The sequence below is a fragment of the Sulfuricurvum sp. genome, assembly GCF_019163035.1.
GTDB lineage: Bacteria > Campylobacterota > Campylobacteria > Campylobacterales > Sulfurimonadaceae > Sulfuricurvum.
In genome coordinates this window covers 16219-31451 of record NZ_JAFLKV010000023.1, presented here as the reverse complement: position 1 = coordinate 31451, position 15233 = coordinate 16219, and the positions used below count along the sequence as shown (strand labels likewise).

The window sequence follows — 15233 nt, the reverse complement described above, 5'->3', positions numbered from 1 at the left end:
AGAGAGATGGCACAATCGTATATAAAGAGTGTGATTGATAATCCCAGTGTGGATGTGTTTGCGATTTGTTTACGTGAGAATGATCGCCATGTCGGCAATATTACACTACAGCAAATCTCACTTAAAAATCGCAGTGCAGAATTGGCTATTTTGATAGGAGATCCCTCTGTGTATGGAAGCGGGATCGGCTATGAAGCGGGAGCGCTTTTGTTGGAGTATGCTTTTGGTACTTGTTCGCTTCATCGTCTCTATTGCGGTACCCATGCAGAGAATATCGGTATGCAAAAGTTGGCGTTGAAGCTCGGCATGAATGAAGAGGGGCGACGCCGTGAAGCCCTTTTTAAAAATGGCATTTTTGCCGATATAGTGGAATATGGATTACTCAACACCGTTTCTGAAAAGGAGACTTTATGACCAAACAAATGATTTTTACCGATACGTCACCTGATAGCTACGGAGAGCCGCTTTATAAAGAGTATCTACAATACTGTACACGATGTTGTATGCCCAGCTCGAATGAGGGGATGCAGTTTGATGAACTCGGTATCTGTTTAGCGTGTTGTGCGCAAGAGCAAAAGATGCGGATCAACTGGAAAAAAAGTGAAGCGGTGCTTCGTGAAACGCTAGAGAGTTACAAAGAGAAGGCGGGTGATAACTACGATTGTATTATTCCGATCAGCGGCGGGAAAGACAGTGTTTTTCAGCTTCATGTCCTCAAAAAAGTGTACGGGATGAAACCGCTCGCTGTTACGTTTAACCATAACTGGTACTCAGAGACAGGTAAATATAATCTCGAAAATGCCCTCGAAAAACTTGAAATCGATCACATTATGTTCACCCCCAATAAAGCATTGGTGAAAAAACTGTTTGTCAAATCGTTTTATAAAATCGGAGATTCCTGCTGGCATTGTCATGCGGGTGTCGGTGCGTTTCCGCTCCAGATAGCCGTTAAATTCAATATTCCGCTCCTTATCTGGGGAGAGTCGGTGTGCGAGAGTAGCGGTCGTGCCGATTTTCGCGATAACGTCCAAAAATTTGATCGTGACTATTTCACCAAAGTCTCCGCAAAACTCTATCCTGAACAGATGATTGATGAAGAGATTACCCGTAAAGATCTAAAACCGTTTGAGTTGCCAAGCTTCGAGGATATTGAACGTGTCGGAGTGGTGGGGTTACATCTGGGAGATTATCTCTTTTGGGATGATGAGCGTCAGATGGAGTTTATCAAAAAAGAGTATGATTGGCGTGAAGAGCACCGCCCAGGTCACTACAAAGGGTTCAAAGGGAACGAATGCAAATTCGAAACCTTACATGATCACATGAAGTACGTTAAACGGGGATTCGGTCGAGGAACCGATCAAGCAAGCGCGGATGTCCGTGCCGGATTGCTCACCCGTGAAGAGGGGTTTGAAATCGCTAAAAAGTACGACCAACAGCGCCCTGCCTATTTGGATGAATTTTTAGATATGGCAAACATCACCGAAGACGAATACAACACTGTCCTTAAAGCGATGCGCCAAGGAAAATTCAGAGAGAGCCGATGAAGTTAGCTGATTGTACTGCCACCGAATTATTGGCTCTGTTGAAATCGTCCGCTACGACACCCAAAGAGATTGCCCAAAGCTGTGTAGAGCGGATCCGTGATATTGATCCTATTGTCAACGCGTGGGAATATTTCGATGAAGCGGCGATAGAGGCACAACTCACTAAAATCCGAACCTATAACCAAGACGACTATCCCCTTTACGGTATTCCCGTCGGTGTGAAAGATATTTACAACACCTTTGATATGCCGACCCAAATGGGCTCACCTCTGTGGCATGATTTTACCCCTGGTAATGATGCACGTCTTATCCATTATCTTCGCCGCGCAGGTGCCCTAATGTTAGGCAAAACGGTAACGGCGGAGTTCGCGGTTCACTATCAGGATAAAACGTGTAACCCTCACGATCTTCGCCGCTCACCTGGAACCTCCTCTAGCGGTTCGGCCGTTGCCGTAGCAACGGGGATGGTTCCGGTTGCACTGGGAAGCCAAACGGCGGGATCTATCAGCAGACCTGCGAGCTATTGTGGTATTTACGGATTTAAACCGACATTTGGTGTATTGCCGCGTATTGGTGTGTTGAAAACAACCGATTCGTTGGATACACTCGGGTTTTTCGCTCGGAGTGTTGCTGATTTGGATTTGATGTTTGAAGCTTCCCGTGTACGGGGAGAGAACTATGAATTTGTCCATCAATACATTGATAATTACGTCTCTGTACCTGATAAAATTTATCGGATCGGTATTGTTAAACATCCGAGATGGGATGAAGCCTCACCGTATGCCAAAGAGCAATTTGCTCAGTGGTGTGAAAAGTTGCAGGATTCGAGATTAGAAATCGAAGAGGTCACTCTTCCCACATATTGCGATACGATTCATGCAACACATCAGAGTATTTACGACAGATCTCTTGCGTATTATTTTAAAGATGAATACGCTAATCATGAGTTAATGAGTCCTATTTTTTATGATATCATCCAAGAGGGACTCCGTATTACAAAAGAGCAGTATCAAGAAGCTCTCGAAAAACAATCCCGCGAAACACGCGAGTTTGATAAATGGATGGAATCTTTCGATATACTAATTACTCTTGCTACGGCTGATGAAGCTCCTGTTGGTTTAACAACACCGGATATTCCGGATGCAAATTTGATTTGGACCTATCTGGGATTGCCAATTGCTACTTTACCAGTATTGAGAGGACCTAACAACTTACCGATTGGGGTTAGTGCCGTTTCACGTAAATACAATGATAAATTTTTACTGGATTTTTTAAAGTATTTAGTCTCTATTAATTTATTAAATACGATCCACCCCATTACCCCAATCTCAATATTAGGACTATCAAATGACTAACGAATTTAATACTGAACAGGAGAAGTTCTGGGCAGGGGAATTTGGAGATAATTATATTGTACGTAATCAGGGGCAAAATCTAATTGCTTCTAATACTTCCATTTTTGCTAGAGTTTTTCAAAATCTTTATACCAATGTTGATTCAGTTATCGAATTTGGTGCCAATATCGGAATGAATATGCATGCAATTCGTAATTTATTGCCACAAACCCATCTTTCATGTATTGAAATTAATGCTACAGCTGTTGATCACCTTCGTAAAATTCCTAATTTAACGGTTCACCATCAATCAATTTTGACTTTTCATGCACAACAACAATATGATTTTGTTTTTTCAAAAGGAGTTTTGATTCATATTGATCCTAGCGAATTGTGTAATGTTTATGAACACATGTATAATGCGAGTAAACGCTATATATGCATGGTTGAATATCATAGTCCATCACCGATTGAGCTCGATTACCGTGGACATAAAGAGAAGTTATTTAAACGTGATTTTGCAGGAGAAATGTGGGAAAAATATCCTGATTTGCTCCTTGTTGATTATGGCTTTTTTTATGGAAGAGACCCAAAACACGGGCAGGAGGACATGAACTGGTTCTTGTTTGAAAAACGTGAGTGTTGCTAATTAACAAACGGTCACTTTACGTTTAAATATTCTTCAAATCTGTTAATAAATGCATTAGCAATTTTATCTAGTTGAGCTATTAAAATAGTATTAACAGCATTAATATGCTCTTTTTGCTGTTCAAGGTTTTGTGTATTAAAAATTTCACAAATATAGCTAAACACCACTTTGAAATAGAGATAATATACTTCAGCTAAATCTGAACCTGTTTTTTTATTCAAATCAGAAAGTTCTTGATTAAGCTTTGCCAACGCAATAATATACAGTGCAGACATCGCAAATTTTTGTTTTTTAAATTTACTAATGATGGTCTTGAGTTTTTTTGCCTCATTAAGTTGATAACGAATAAGTTCTTGATCTTCTTTACGAAATTCATTCGATGATATAGAATCAAAAAATATTTTTAAATCGTTATGAACTTGTTTTCGATCAAGCGAAATATACTGTTGCATATCAATATTTTCTGCATACAACGGTTCTGCTCCCTCTAAAAAAGCACCATTGCTAAGGTTAAAAATCTTTTGGTTTGTTTTAAATATCTGACTCATACGACCGAATTGTTCAATTGATAATACATGCATGGTGTACGTTGGGACAGTAGGAATAAAATTTCCTGCTACAGTAATAACAGTGTAATCGAGATTAACAGAGTCACTATTTCCTAATTTAGCTACATGAGCCAAAGGGTGTTCAGGACTATGAGAAGAAAGGGTGTCTGGATCCAATGCCAAATCAATTCCCAATATATAAAGATCAAAAGTACCGAAGATTAAGAAAAGACCATATGCATACTCTCCAACAGAAGGGGAGCTAAATTGCCCAAAACCAGATTTGTAATTTGTACCTTGTTCAATCATGTATATCTGATTCATAGAGAATCGTTTGACGACACTCGGATGAGTGTTAGAAGCTAGAATAATAATTGATTCATTAAAAAAGTTTTCATTAATACCTTCAATAAGATCCAAACTCCCTTCTTCGTTTGGATCTATATGGATAACAATATCAGGTTGAATTCCCTGCTTATTTAAATATCTGCATGTTGATAGCGCTGTTACTATGATAAAGCACTCTTTATTTCGTTGTATCCACTCAATATTTTTTGCAGTCGAAGGTCCAGAAAAAAGAAATAATACAGGTTTATTACTCAATAAAGAATCTGTATATATGCGAGACACATTTAAAAAAGAATATCCCTCTACAATATAACGCGGTGAATCAATGAATCGAAGTAAATAAGCACTATAGGGATAAACAATATGCTCTTGCATCATAACGTAATTCTGATATTGAAAAAGGTCTTTTTGGTATTCTTCTGTTAAAGATATTTGTTTTAGATAAAGGTTATAATTATTTCCTGTTTCCAAAAAATTGATAAAAGTTTGCTTTTTAGTTTCTTCATCTTCCATTATTGAAATAAATAAATTTGTTTGTTTTGCTAATTTTGCATAATTGGTTACAAAGAGTGATAGTCGGAAAAGTTCCAGATTGTGCTCTTGTAAAAAGGCAATTTTTGCCCCCAATTTTTTAGTGATACCTTGAATATGAACACCTAGCCCAATGCCTAAGAATAAAAGTTTATAGACTTGTTTCATTGAGCTTGATCTTGGTGAAATTTTTTTGGAATATTCCACTATTTTTGCAGTAGCCCACAGTGCATTGTGAAAATGCAATTCACTTTGATCGATTATATCAGGCATTTCCGGACTGAAATCGACATAGCGTTGTGCTTCGAAAACCCCATTCGTCCGAGTAAAATCTATAGAATCAGTAATTCTCTTTGCGTAGATTAGCGAATTTTCACCGTAAAGATAATGACCGGAATCATTTTCCATAACGTCAAAATAACCCTCATCTTTATATTCAAGGGAATAGCGTTCAGGATAGAATCCATTTGCGAATGCATTGTCAAGAAGAATAAGCTTGTCATGCAATGCCACATGATGCTTTGCTAAATAGCCTAAATTTTCTTTATATGTTTCTAGTGCTTTGCGTTGTGCCTGTTGCATAATCACCCCTGATAAAATGTCGGTGTTAAGAAGATGATCGAGCCAATGGCTCGTATCGGGAAAAGAAGTTTATTGCAGAAGCTTAAGAACGTTTTGTTGTACGGCATTCGCTTGGCTCATGGCATATGAACCTGATTGTGCGAGGATATTATATTTTGAGAAGTTTGCCGATTCTGCTGCAAAGTCGACATCACGTAGTTGTGACTCTGCCGCTTTAACGTTGACTTGGGTAACGCTGATGTTGTTGATTGTTGCCACAAGTTGGTTTTGAACCGAACCGAGGTCAGCACGGATGCTGTCAAGATCGGTGATTGCCGCATCAAGCGTATCGATTGCTTTCATAGCACCGTCGAATGTTTGTACGTTGATTCCTGCCAAACTTGTAAACTCTGTATTGGTGAGACTGACTCCCCCTTGAGAGTTGGTATTCGAAGCCAAAATAGATCCACCTCCGATAGCACCCAATGTTGTACCACTACCTTTTAATAAAACCATATCGTTGGTAACACTGTACGTTGCACCAGCGATGGTAACGTCGGATGAAAGTTTTGTCCCAGCCGGAATAGCTACATTTCCTGCATTCGAACTGGCACTCATATCACTTCCGAGTACGGTACCTGCTTTAAGAACCGTACCTGTTGCGAGAGTACTTCCAGCTGTAATTTTCATGTCAGCGCTAAGTGTCGTAGTTCCTGAAACATTGATTGACGCACCGATCGTAGAACCTTGTTTCAACGTTGACCCAGTCAAAAGAATTGAACCTGCCTTGAGATCTGTCGCTTGAATTGTCGTAACTGCTGCAGTAATCGCTGTGTCCGACCCTACTACTGAACCTGCAGCGAATGTTGTACCGATTCCAAGTGTTGAACCAAGTTTAACAGTCATATCCACTGTTGTCGTTGCGGTACCCGTGGTTCCGACATCTTTACCTAACACAGTACCTGCATTTAGAACAGACCCTGAACCAAGTGTTGTATTACCAGTAGCACCATTATAGTTCAACGTCCAGTCTGTCGTTAATGTTAATCCTGAAGTTGCACCAACACTCACGGCACTTGTAAGCACTGTACCTTTGGTATAGCTCACCCCTGAAAGGCTAACATCTTCACCGACAACTGTACCAATACCTAATGTCGTTCCTGATGCTAGTGTACTACCAGCAGTCACATACATATCTCGATTGATAGCTCCTGCTGCAGATGATACTGTTATTTTTGCACCAAGAGCTGTTCCTTCTTTAATCGTACTTCCATTCGCAATAATCGAACCAACTGTTAATGTCGCATCACGTGTCAATACCTCTGCTGAACTGTTGACAACTGCTCCACCAACAGTAGAACCAGCAGCCAATGTACTTCCTGCTGCAAGTGTACTTCCTGCAGCCATAACAGAATCTGCAACCATAGTTGTCGTCGCAGCACTGATAACGATATCCGCACCCGTTGCTCCAGCACCGTTACCGGTGATTTGGAATTCGCTAGAACCCCCTTGTATCAATTCGATATGTCCAAGAGTAGACATCTCTTTTGCACTTGAACCGATAACGCCCGCCATGTCTCCAGTAACCTCAATCGCACGTCCGTCGTTTGATTTCAAGGTTAATTTACCATCAGTACTGACCGTTGCCGCAATACCTGTTTGAGATGTTTTAGAGTTGATTGCCGATACCAATGTACCAGAGTTATCATTGACAGAAACGTTGATCGCACCGATTTTAACACCGTTGATCGCAAAATCGCTTCCAGTAGATCCCGCTGCAACAGCAGAAGTCGACGTTGTTTCAACAATAGCCTTAGCTTTGATACCGGTTTCTCCGCTGTATTTGTTAATCTCACTTGCGATTGAACCCATTCCGTTTTCTGCTTTGTTATTGTACTGAAGATCGACAGATTTAAGTGTGATATCTCTGCCTGTCAATGCACTGGTGAGGTTGAGTTGAACTTCACCACCCATGTCAGTACCGACGTTCATAGTTGCACGAGAAGTATGACCGATTTGGTTAGTCTCAGCCGAAGCAACAGAGAATTTAATGGTTTCGTTCGAACCTGAACCCATTTGAATTTGTTTGTTTGCAAATGAACCGGAGAGAAGCTTTTGTCCATTAAACGAAGTCGTTTTTGCAATTGTTCCAAGCTCTTCCATCAAACGGTCGATATCTTTTTGGATCGCAAGACGAGATGTAGTATTTTGAGTATCAGAACCTGCTTGAACCGCTTTGGTTTTAATAGTATCAAGGATTTTTGCATACTCATTGAGAGCACCATCTGCTGTTTGGATCAAGCCGATACCGTCGTTACCGTTAGAGATCGCCTGACCGAGTGAGTTGGCCTGATTACGAAGTGAATTCGCGATAACCATCCCAGAAGCATCGTCTGCGGCTTTGTTAATACGAAGACCTGAACTTAATTTTGAGAGTGACTCATCCAAATTACGATTGTTCATGACTGAACTGGTGTGAGCTGTCATTGCTGCAATGTTTGTATTGATTCTGAAACCCATGATAAATCCTTACGGTAGTTTTGCGTCCATGCGCTATTAAACCGACTATAAGCAAAATATGTTCCAAAGTTTAAAAAAGAAGAGAGAAGAACTGACCGAGCGAAAAGCTCGATCAAGGAGTGAAGACTAAGACTGCAGAAGAAGTCTTAGAACGTTTTCACAGAAACGTATTACGCAACCTTTTGGTTGCTATACGATCTTGTTACTATTGTAACAATCTCAAGACGTTTTGTTGTACGGCATTCGCTTGGCTCATGGCATATGAACCTGATTGTGCGAGGATATTATATTTTGAGAAGTTTGCCGATTCTGCTGCAAAGTCGACATCACGTAGTTGTGACTCTGCCGCTTTAACGTTGACTTGGGTAACGCTGATGTTGTTGATTGTTGCCACAAGTTGGTTTTGAACCGAACCGAGGTCAGCACGGATGCTGTCAAGATCGGTGATTGCCGCATCAAGCGTATCGATTGCTTTCATAGCACCGTCGAATGTTTGTACGTTGATTCCTGCCAAACTTGTAAACTCTGTATTGGTGAGACTGACTCCCCCTTGAGAGTTGGTATTCGAAGCCAAAATAGATCCACCTCCGATAGCACCCAATGTTGTACCACTACCTTTTAATAAAACCATATCGTTGGTAACACTGTACGTTGCACCAGCGATGGTAACGTCGGATGAAAGTTTTGTCCCAGCCGGAATAGCTACATTTCCTGCATTCGAACTGGCACTCATATCACTTCCGAGTACGGTACCTGCTTTAAGAACCGTACCTGTTGCGAGAGTACTTCCAGCTGTAATTTTCATGTCAGCGCTAAGTGTCGTAGTTCCTGAAACATTGATTGACGCACCGATCGTAGAACCTTGTTTCAACGTTGACCCAGTCAAAAGAATTGAACCTGCCTTGAGATCTGTCGCTTGAATTGTCGTAACTGCTGCAGTAATCGCTGTGTCCGACCCTACTACTGAACCTGCAGCGAATGTTGTACCGATTCCAAGTGTTGAACCAAGTTTAACAGTCATATCCACTGTTGTCGTTGCGGTACCCGTGGTTCCGACATCTTTACCTAACACAGTACCTGCATTTAGAACAGACCCTGAACCAAGTGTTGTATTACCAGTAGCACCATTATAGTTCAACGTCCAGTCTGTCGTTAATGTTAATCCTGAAGTTGCACCAACACTCACGGCACTTGTAAGCACTGTACCTTTGGTATAGCTCACCCCTGAAAGGCTAACATCTTCACCGACAACTGTACCAATACCTAATGTCGTTCCTGATGCTAGTGTACTACCAGCAGTCACATACATATCTCGATTGATAGCTCCTGCTGCAGATGATACTGTTATTTTTGCACCAAGAGCTGTTCCTTCTTTAATCGTACTTCCATTCGCAATAATCGAACCAACTGTTAATGTCGCATCACGTGTCAATACCTCTGCTGAACTGTTGACAACTGCTCCACCAACAGTAGAACCAGCAGCCAATGTACTTCCTGCTGCAAGTGTACTTCCTGCAGCCATAACAGAATCTGCAACCATAGTTGTCGTCGCAGCACTGATAACGATATCCGCACCCGTTGCTCCAGCACCGTTACCGGTGATTTGGAATTCGCTAGAACCCCCTTGTATCAATTCGATATGTCCAAGAGTAGACATCTCTTTTGCACTTGAACCGATAACGCCCGCCATGTCTCCAGTAACCTCAATCGCACGTCCGTCGTTTGATTTCAAGGTTAATTTACCATCAGTACTGACCGTTGCCGCAATACCTGTTTGAGATGTTTTAGAGTTGATTGCCGATACCAATGTACCAGAGTTATCATTGACAGAAACGTTGATCGCACCGATTTTAACACCGTTGATCGCAAAATCGCTTCCAGTAGATCCCGCTGCAACAGCAGAAGTCGACGTTGTTTCAACAATAGCCTTAGCTTTGATACCGGTTTCTCCGCTGTATTTGTTAATCTCACTTGCGATTGAACCCATTCCGTTTTCTGCTTTGTTATTGTACTGAAGATCGACAGATTTAAGTGTGATATCTCTGCCTGTCAATGCACTGGTGAGGTTGAGTTGAACTTCACCACCCATGTCAGTACCGACGTTCATAGTTGCACGAGAAGTATGACCGATTTGGTTAGTCTCAGCCGAAGCAACAGAGAATTTAATGGTTTCGTTCGAACCTGAACCCATTTGAATTTGTTTGTTTGCAAATGAACCGGAGAGAAGCTTTTGTCCATTAAACGAAGTCGTTTTTGCAATTGTTCCAAGCTCTTCCATCAAACGGTCGATATCTTTTTGGATCGCAAGACGAGATGTAGTATTTTGAGTATCAGAACCTGCTTGAACCGCTTTGGTTTTAATAGTATCAAGGATTTTTGCATACTCATTGAGAGCACCATCTGCTGTTTGGATCAAGCCGATACCGTCGTTACCGTTAGAGATCGCCTGACCGAGTGAGTTGGCCTGATTACGAAGTGAATTCGCGATAACCATCCCAGAAGCATCGTCTGCGGCTTTGTTAATACGAAGACCTGAACTTAATTTTGACAATGAATCGTCCAAATTACGATTGTTCATAACGCTATTACTGTGTGAGTTCATAGCTGCAATATTTGTGTTAATTCTGAAACCCATGATAAATCCTTTTATCGCAAGAGCTTTTGCTCTTAAGTTAGTTCAGCATCCTTGCTGTTACAGACTATATCGGAGGATAAAAAAAAAACTTTAGTGATTAGGGAGAAATTTGAACCCAAGTGGAGGCATTGGCATCGTATAGCTTAGTTACATTGATGTCACGTAGATATAAAAGAGTTCCATTGATAGGAGAAATGGGGAGTGGATCCCCCGATAGGGCAACGATAGCACTGTTGTACCCGCGAGTTTGGGTAGTGACTTCAGAACCACTATACAATTTTAAATGGTTCGTTTCCCCAATTCCAATTTCGAGCATAATATCATCACCTTTTGCCGTTGTATCGGTTGCAGCGGTTTGTAGAATACCGTCTTCTCCCAAACTGACCAATCGTCCTAATACATTAGCATTAAGTGATATTGAGGTATTTGTATCAGCATATAAAGGATTAAATGTATTTTGAGTACCAAAATCATAGGTAGCATAAAAAATATTATGCCCCCAGGCATCTTTTCCTAAGCCGACACTAATTGGAACGGTAGAATTGCTCTCCTCTTTAAGCAATTCAAAATAAGCATCACTATCAGGATTTGATGCGGTATTGAGTAGACGGCTTCGAATTACTTCTAACATCGTTTTACTGTTTTGCTGCTTGAGGGTATTTCCTTGGATGATGGTGTAGTATCCCATTGTAGAGAGTACGGCGGCGAGAATACCCGCCATGATAATTGCAACCATAACCTCAACAAGCATCATCCCCTTTCTCATTATGCACGTCCTGCTTGTGTAATGATTTCTTGTTGAATCAACACCTGTGTCAATACTATGGTAAAAAATTCGACAAATACTGCAAAGGCTAACAGCAAAATAGCCAGTATGGTAATAATACGGAAAAACTTGGTTGCCATGGTGAGAGCATTCAATCTTGCTCGATCAGCAAATTGTTCCAACATTTCACCCAGCTGTGTTACGGTTCCAGCCCCAGTGAGAAGATGTTGTTCAATATCTTCAAAAAAAGGGATTGACCAAAAGTCTTTTTCACCTCGGCTCACTTTGGTAAGAATTCCATTGAACTGCTTTTTGATACGGGGAATGAGCGTGCTTTTAGTAGCGGTTTGAAGGGCTATTTTTAACGAAACTCCATTTTTTAGCATCGCACTGAGTAAACTGAGGAGTATAAATTTTTCAAAGTATTCAATGATTTTTGAGGACATAGGAAGATACGAAGCGTATCGTTTTGCTAACCCTTGTATGGTTCCTGAGTAGTTAAAGAGGGCAATCATAACAATAAAAAAGTAGGCTGAAAAGAGGATTAATCCGCCAAACAATACATTACTTAAAATAAGAGCCATGTCTAAATGTTCTGCAACGATGGCATAAATTTTTGGATCATATGTTTTTGCCTCTTCGATATGAAACGGGACGGCAAAAAAACGGACGAAAATGATGATGATTGCGGTTAACGTAAAATAGATCATCGGGAGGGCTATTTTATCGTTTGATTCTTGATGAAATTTATTTTTGATTTCCAGATAACTCACAACCGATTTGAGCGTTTTGACAAATGATCCCCCTTGTTCTGCCATCGCTACAAACTGAATAATATCACGGGAAGGAGAGACATGCTTTTCTACCGCTTTAGAAAAAGAGGCTCCCTCTTGGATGGAGCGGGTTATATTGGTGTATGCAGAGATTTCTCCTTTCTCTTTAGACGCTTTCTGGAGTAAAGAGAGTGCACTGGTGAGACTTTTTCCATTTTCTAATGAGAGTTGGAGCGTTTTTAAGAGGGTGAGGATATCAGGTTTCATGAACGTATCCTAGGGATAACAATTCATGGGAAAGTGTTTCATAATCGCATTGCCCCATTTCGAATAAATAGGCGGCGGATTGAAAATAGCTAAAGGTGATAAAATGTTCCCATGCTTTAAATACCGTACTGTTTTTAAGGGCGAGGTAGAATTGATAGCGTACTTTCATATCTCCAGGGATAAAGACCATATCCATAAGGAGTGAGCGTCCACTGTAGCCGGTGAAATTACATCGGATACAGCCAACTTTCTCATAACCGTAACGCTCAGATCCAAAAAATGTTTTTCCATCTTCAACGTCACAGGGTTTCTTGCAACTACAAAGTTTGGGGATAAGTCTCTGTGCAACAACTCCACTGAGGGAGTAGGCGAGAATAAACAAGTCCCCCCCCTCATCACGGATACGCTCCATCGCCATGAAACTGTTGGGGGTATGGAGGGTGGAAAAAACCATGTGTCCACTGTGCGCGGCTTTTAGTCCGGTAAGAATCGATTCACGATCACGCATCTCCCCGATTACAATCACATCGGGGTCTTGACGCATGATCGATTTCATCCCTTCGGCAAAGGTAAAACCGCTCATTTCATTAATCTGATACTGGGTAACAAAATCGATTTTATACTCAATCGGATCTTCAATGGTATAGACAATCTCATGCAAACGATCTCGTTGATTTAAAATTGCATTAAGGGTGGTAGTTTTACCGCTACCGGTAGGTCCTACGACGAGAAAAAAGCCACTGGATTGGTTGACAAAATGGTGAACGTGCTCTGACATCGGGTGATTTTTCGGAAATAAAGTGTTAAGAGACTTAATATTGCTCGCTTTGTCCAAAATACGCAAGACGATATTTTCTCCGTACTGGGAGGGGGCAATTTCGATACGAAAATCGATAGTACGCTCCTCATAATCACGTGAAAAACTTCCCCCCTGAGGAACGTTGACATTAATCATGTCGATGTTACATCGCTCTTTGATAATCAAAGCAAAACGTCCTGCGAGCTCATGATTAAGTAAGAAACGGGCAATAATTTTTCCATCAATACGGTAGCGAAGCCAATAAAATGAGTCATACGCGTTCACATGAATATCACTGGCAGAACGTTGAATCCCATATTCGAGTAACATTTCAAATATATCAATAACGTCATCTTCTTCATAATCCATGGCATTGAACTGTTTGATTTTACGTTCAATACTTTCTGGATCAACACGGAGAAGAGCTATGTACTTTTGTTGAAATTCACGTACAGGAATATTTTTTTGCTCAACCTTTTTTTGCACTTTTGCACTTAGTTCGGCAAGACGTTTATCTCCTAAAAGCTCTTTGCGAAAAATTTTGAGAACGTCATCACGCTCTTCAGCGATGACTATCTCAAACTCTTTCATAAGCTCAAGGTTATAGGTTTTGGAAGTCTCTTTTTTTTGGATGAAGTGGTGAGAAAGTGCAATATCGAGAAGATGTTTTTTTATACCGATTTGCTGATAATAGTACTGCTCTTTTTGGCATACTTCAAGCTGTTTCGGTGTTAGTATCTTCTTGATGTTCATTAGGTACTTTTTGGTTTAATTATAACACAAAAAATCAATGTTCAGCGTGAGAGATAAAATTTGAAAGTTGCCGAAGTGCTATTATGATCCAATGTTGCCTGCCGGGAGGTGTAATTGGGGATTAGCTTTTGAAGAGCTTCATCTTGGATAGAACTGTTTTCAGCAGTTGTTACTATATAAAATTCACTACCTGATTCTGTTGCCCTATACGGTGTAAAGCCGCTTGGGGGAACGGGTACAAACCCATTTCTCCCCCCATCAAACGAATACGGGATAGAGGTGTTGCATTCCAAATCACCTAAAAGGGTATCGGATGCATTTGTAGAGGTATTGAGTTCTTTCGGAAATTGTTCAGATAGACTTTTACACTGAAAAACCATCGATTCAATCAGATTGATATGCGATTGAACCGCCGTTTTATATTGAGATCTTTTGAGCGATGATGTATTGAGGTAAAAATATCCCAAGCTTCCTAGCAAGCCTGCTAAGAAAATAGTGATCGCTATCTCAACGAGGGTAAAAGCTTTTCGTGACACATTTTTCCTATTTAACAATCATAACCCAATGTTTATAAATGCCGCCGCCAGTATCTTCAGAAAAACAAAATTCATCCCCATATAAAGCATAGCTCGCATTCATATCACCAAAATTTGTGTTGTTCGTCACATTGAGTTCAACAGAATTGTTAAGCTCATGGTTAAAAATGGCACAGTATAAATCGTCATCTTTTAAACTTTGATAACTGGTTCCATTGAGATCAATTGGAAACTGAAATGCTGGACGCCCATTTGCGGAAGTAATATTGAGTTCCCACCCTGTAGTTGTCATTTCACGAATATCGCGTGGCAAGCTTCTAAGGATGAGGACGTTAGATGCGTTAAAATCTGTTAGATCGGAAAGACTTGGAGAAACCCCTTGTTGCGCGACAAAAACGTCATATGCACCGGAGAGCTGATATGCTTGATCCATGAGAGCAGCTACACGAGCTTTCTTAGCAGTTAAATCGATGTTGAATAGACTTTTGTAATACAACATCGCAATCGTTGATAAAACGCCAAATAAGATAACAGCAATCGTCATCTCTACTAAAGAGATACCTTTTCTCTTTCCATTGTACGGATAGGACATGTCAAACTCCTTTTATAACACGGTATTGTACTAAATCGACAATTGAAAAAAAAACTTTAGAAAAAGGAGGAGAAGTT

12 protein-coding genes are annotated in these 15233 nt (G+C 40.7%); 4 read left to right on the top strand and 8 right to left on the bottom strand.

Annotated features, from left to right (window positions below; genetic code table 11):
- From JZU62_RS02245 to JZU62_RS02230, 4 genes are all read left to right on the top strand, one after another.
- The coding region (locus JZU62_RS02245) for a GNAT family protein (RefSeq protein WP_295011485.1) at nucleotides 1–414 on the top strand (414 nt) is incomplete at its 5' end.
- Nucleotides 411–1544, top strand: coding sequence for an N-acetyl sugar amidotransferase (locus tag JZU62_RS02240; protein WP_295011483.1), 1134 nt, complete (start codon nucleotides 411–413; stop codon nucleotides 1542–1544). The genes JZU62_RS02245 and JZU62_RS02240, both read left to right, overlap by 4 nt.
- The gene (locus JZU62_RS02235; RefSeq protein ID WP_295011481.1) at nucleotides 1541–2899 is read left to right on the top strand and encodes an amidase; all 1359 of its coding nucleotides are present in this window, start codon (nucleotides 1541–1543) and stop codon (nucleotides 2897–2899) included. The genes JZU62_RS02240 and JZU62_RS02235 overlap by 4 nt, the downstream gene beginning before the upstream one ends.
- Nucleotides 2892–3527, top strand: coding sequence for a pseudaminic acid biosynthesis-associated methylase (locus JZU62_RS02230; protein ID WP_295011479.1), 636 nt, complete (start codon nucleotides 2892–2894; stop codon nucleotides 3525–3527). Before JZU62_RS02235 ends, JZU62_RS02230 begins: the two co-directional genes overlap by 8 nt.
- 11 nt (nucleotides 3528–3538) lie before the next feature.
- Here JZU62_RS02230 and JZU62_RS02225 read toward each other — a convergent pair whose 3' ends face one another.
- From JZU62_RS02225 to JZU62_RS02190, 8 genes are all read right to left on the bottom strand, one after another.
- A complete protein-coding gene (locus tag JZU62_RS02225) occupies nucleotides 3539–5536 on the bottom strand; it encodes a 6-hydroxymethylpterin diphosphokinase MptE-like protein (protein ID WP_295011476.1) in 1998 nt (665 codons plus the stop codon).
- A gap of 69 nt (nucleotides 5537–5605) precedes the next feature.
- Nucleotides 5606–8035 (bottom strand): flagellin, encoded by a 2430-nt coding sequence (locus tag JZU62_RS02220; RefSeq protein WP_295011474.1) that lies wholly within the window; start codon nucleotides 8033–8035, stop codon nucleotides 5606–5608.
- A gap of 205 nt (nucleotides 8036–8240) precedes the next feature.
- Nucleotides 8241–10670 (bottom strand): flagellin, encoded by a 2430-nt coding sequence (locus JZU62_RS02215; protein ID WP_295011472.1) that lies wholly within the window; start codon nucleotides 10668–10670, stop codon nucleotides 8241–8243.
- Nucleotides 10671–10767: 97 nt separating this feature from the next.
- The gene (locus JZU62_RS02210) at nucleotides 10768–11424 is read right to left on the bottom strand and encodes a hypothetical protein (protein WP_295011470.1); all 657 of its coding nucleotides are present in this window, start codon (nucleotides 11422–11424) and stop codon (nucleotides 10768–10770) included.
- Between the two features lie 11 nt (nucleotides 11425–11435).
- Nucleotides 11436–12476, bottom strand: a complete 1041-nt coding sequence (locus JZU62_RS02205; RefSeq protein WP_295011468.1) for a type II secretion system F family protein — start codon at nucleotides 12474–12476, stop codon at nucleotides 11436–11438.
- Entirely contained in the window at nucleotides 12466–14028 is a 1563-nt protein-coding gene (locus JZU62_RS02200) for an ATPase, T2SS/T4P/T4SS family (protein WP_295011466.1), read from the bottom strand. Before JZU62_RS02200 ends, JZU62_RS02205 begins: the two co-directional genes overlap by 11 nt.
- A gap of 41 nt (nucleotides 14029–14069) precedes the next feature.
- Nucleotides 14070–14564 (bottom strand): hypothetical protein, encoded by a 495-nt coding sequence (locus tag JZU62_RS02195; RefSeq protein ID WP_295011464.1) that lies wholly within the window; start codon nucleotides 14562–14564, stop codon nucleotides 14070–14072.
- Between the two features lie 7 nt (nucleotides 14565–14571).
- The gene (locus tag JZU62_RS02190) at nucleotides 14572–15156 is read right to left on the bottom strand and encodes a prepilin-type N-terminal cleavage/methylation domain-containing protein (protein ID WP_295011462.1); all 585 of its coding nucleotides are present in this window, start codon (nucleotides 15154–15156) and stop codon (nucleotides 14572–14574) included.
- Nucleotides 15157–15233: the final 77 nt, after the last annotated feature.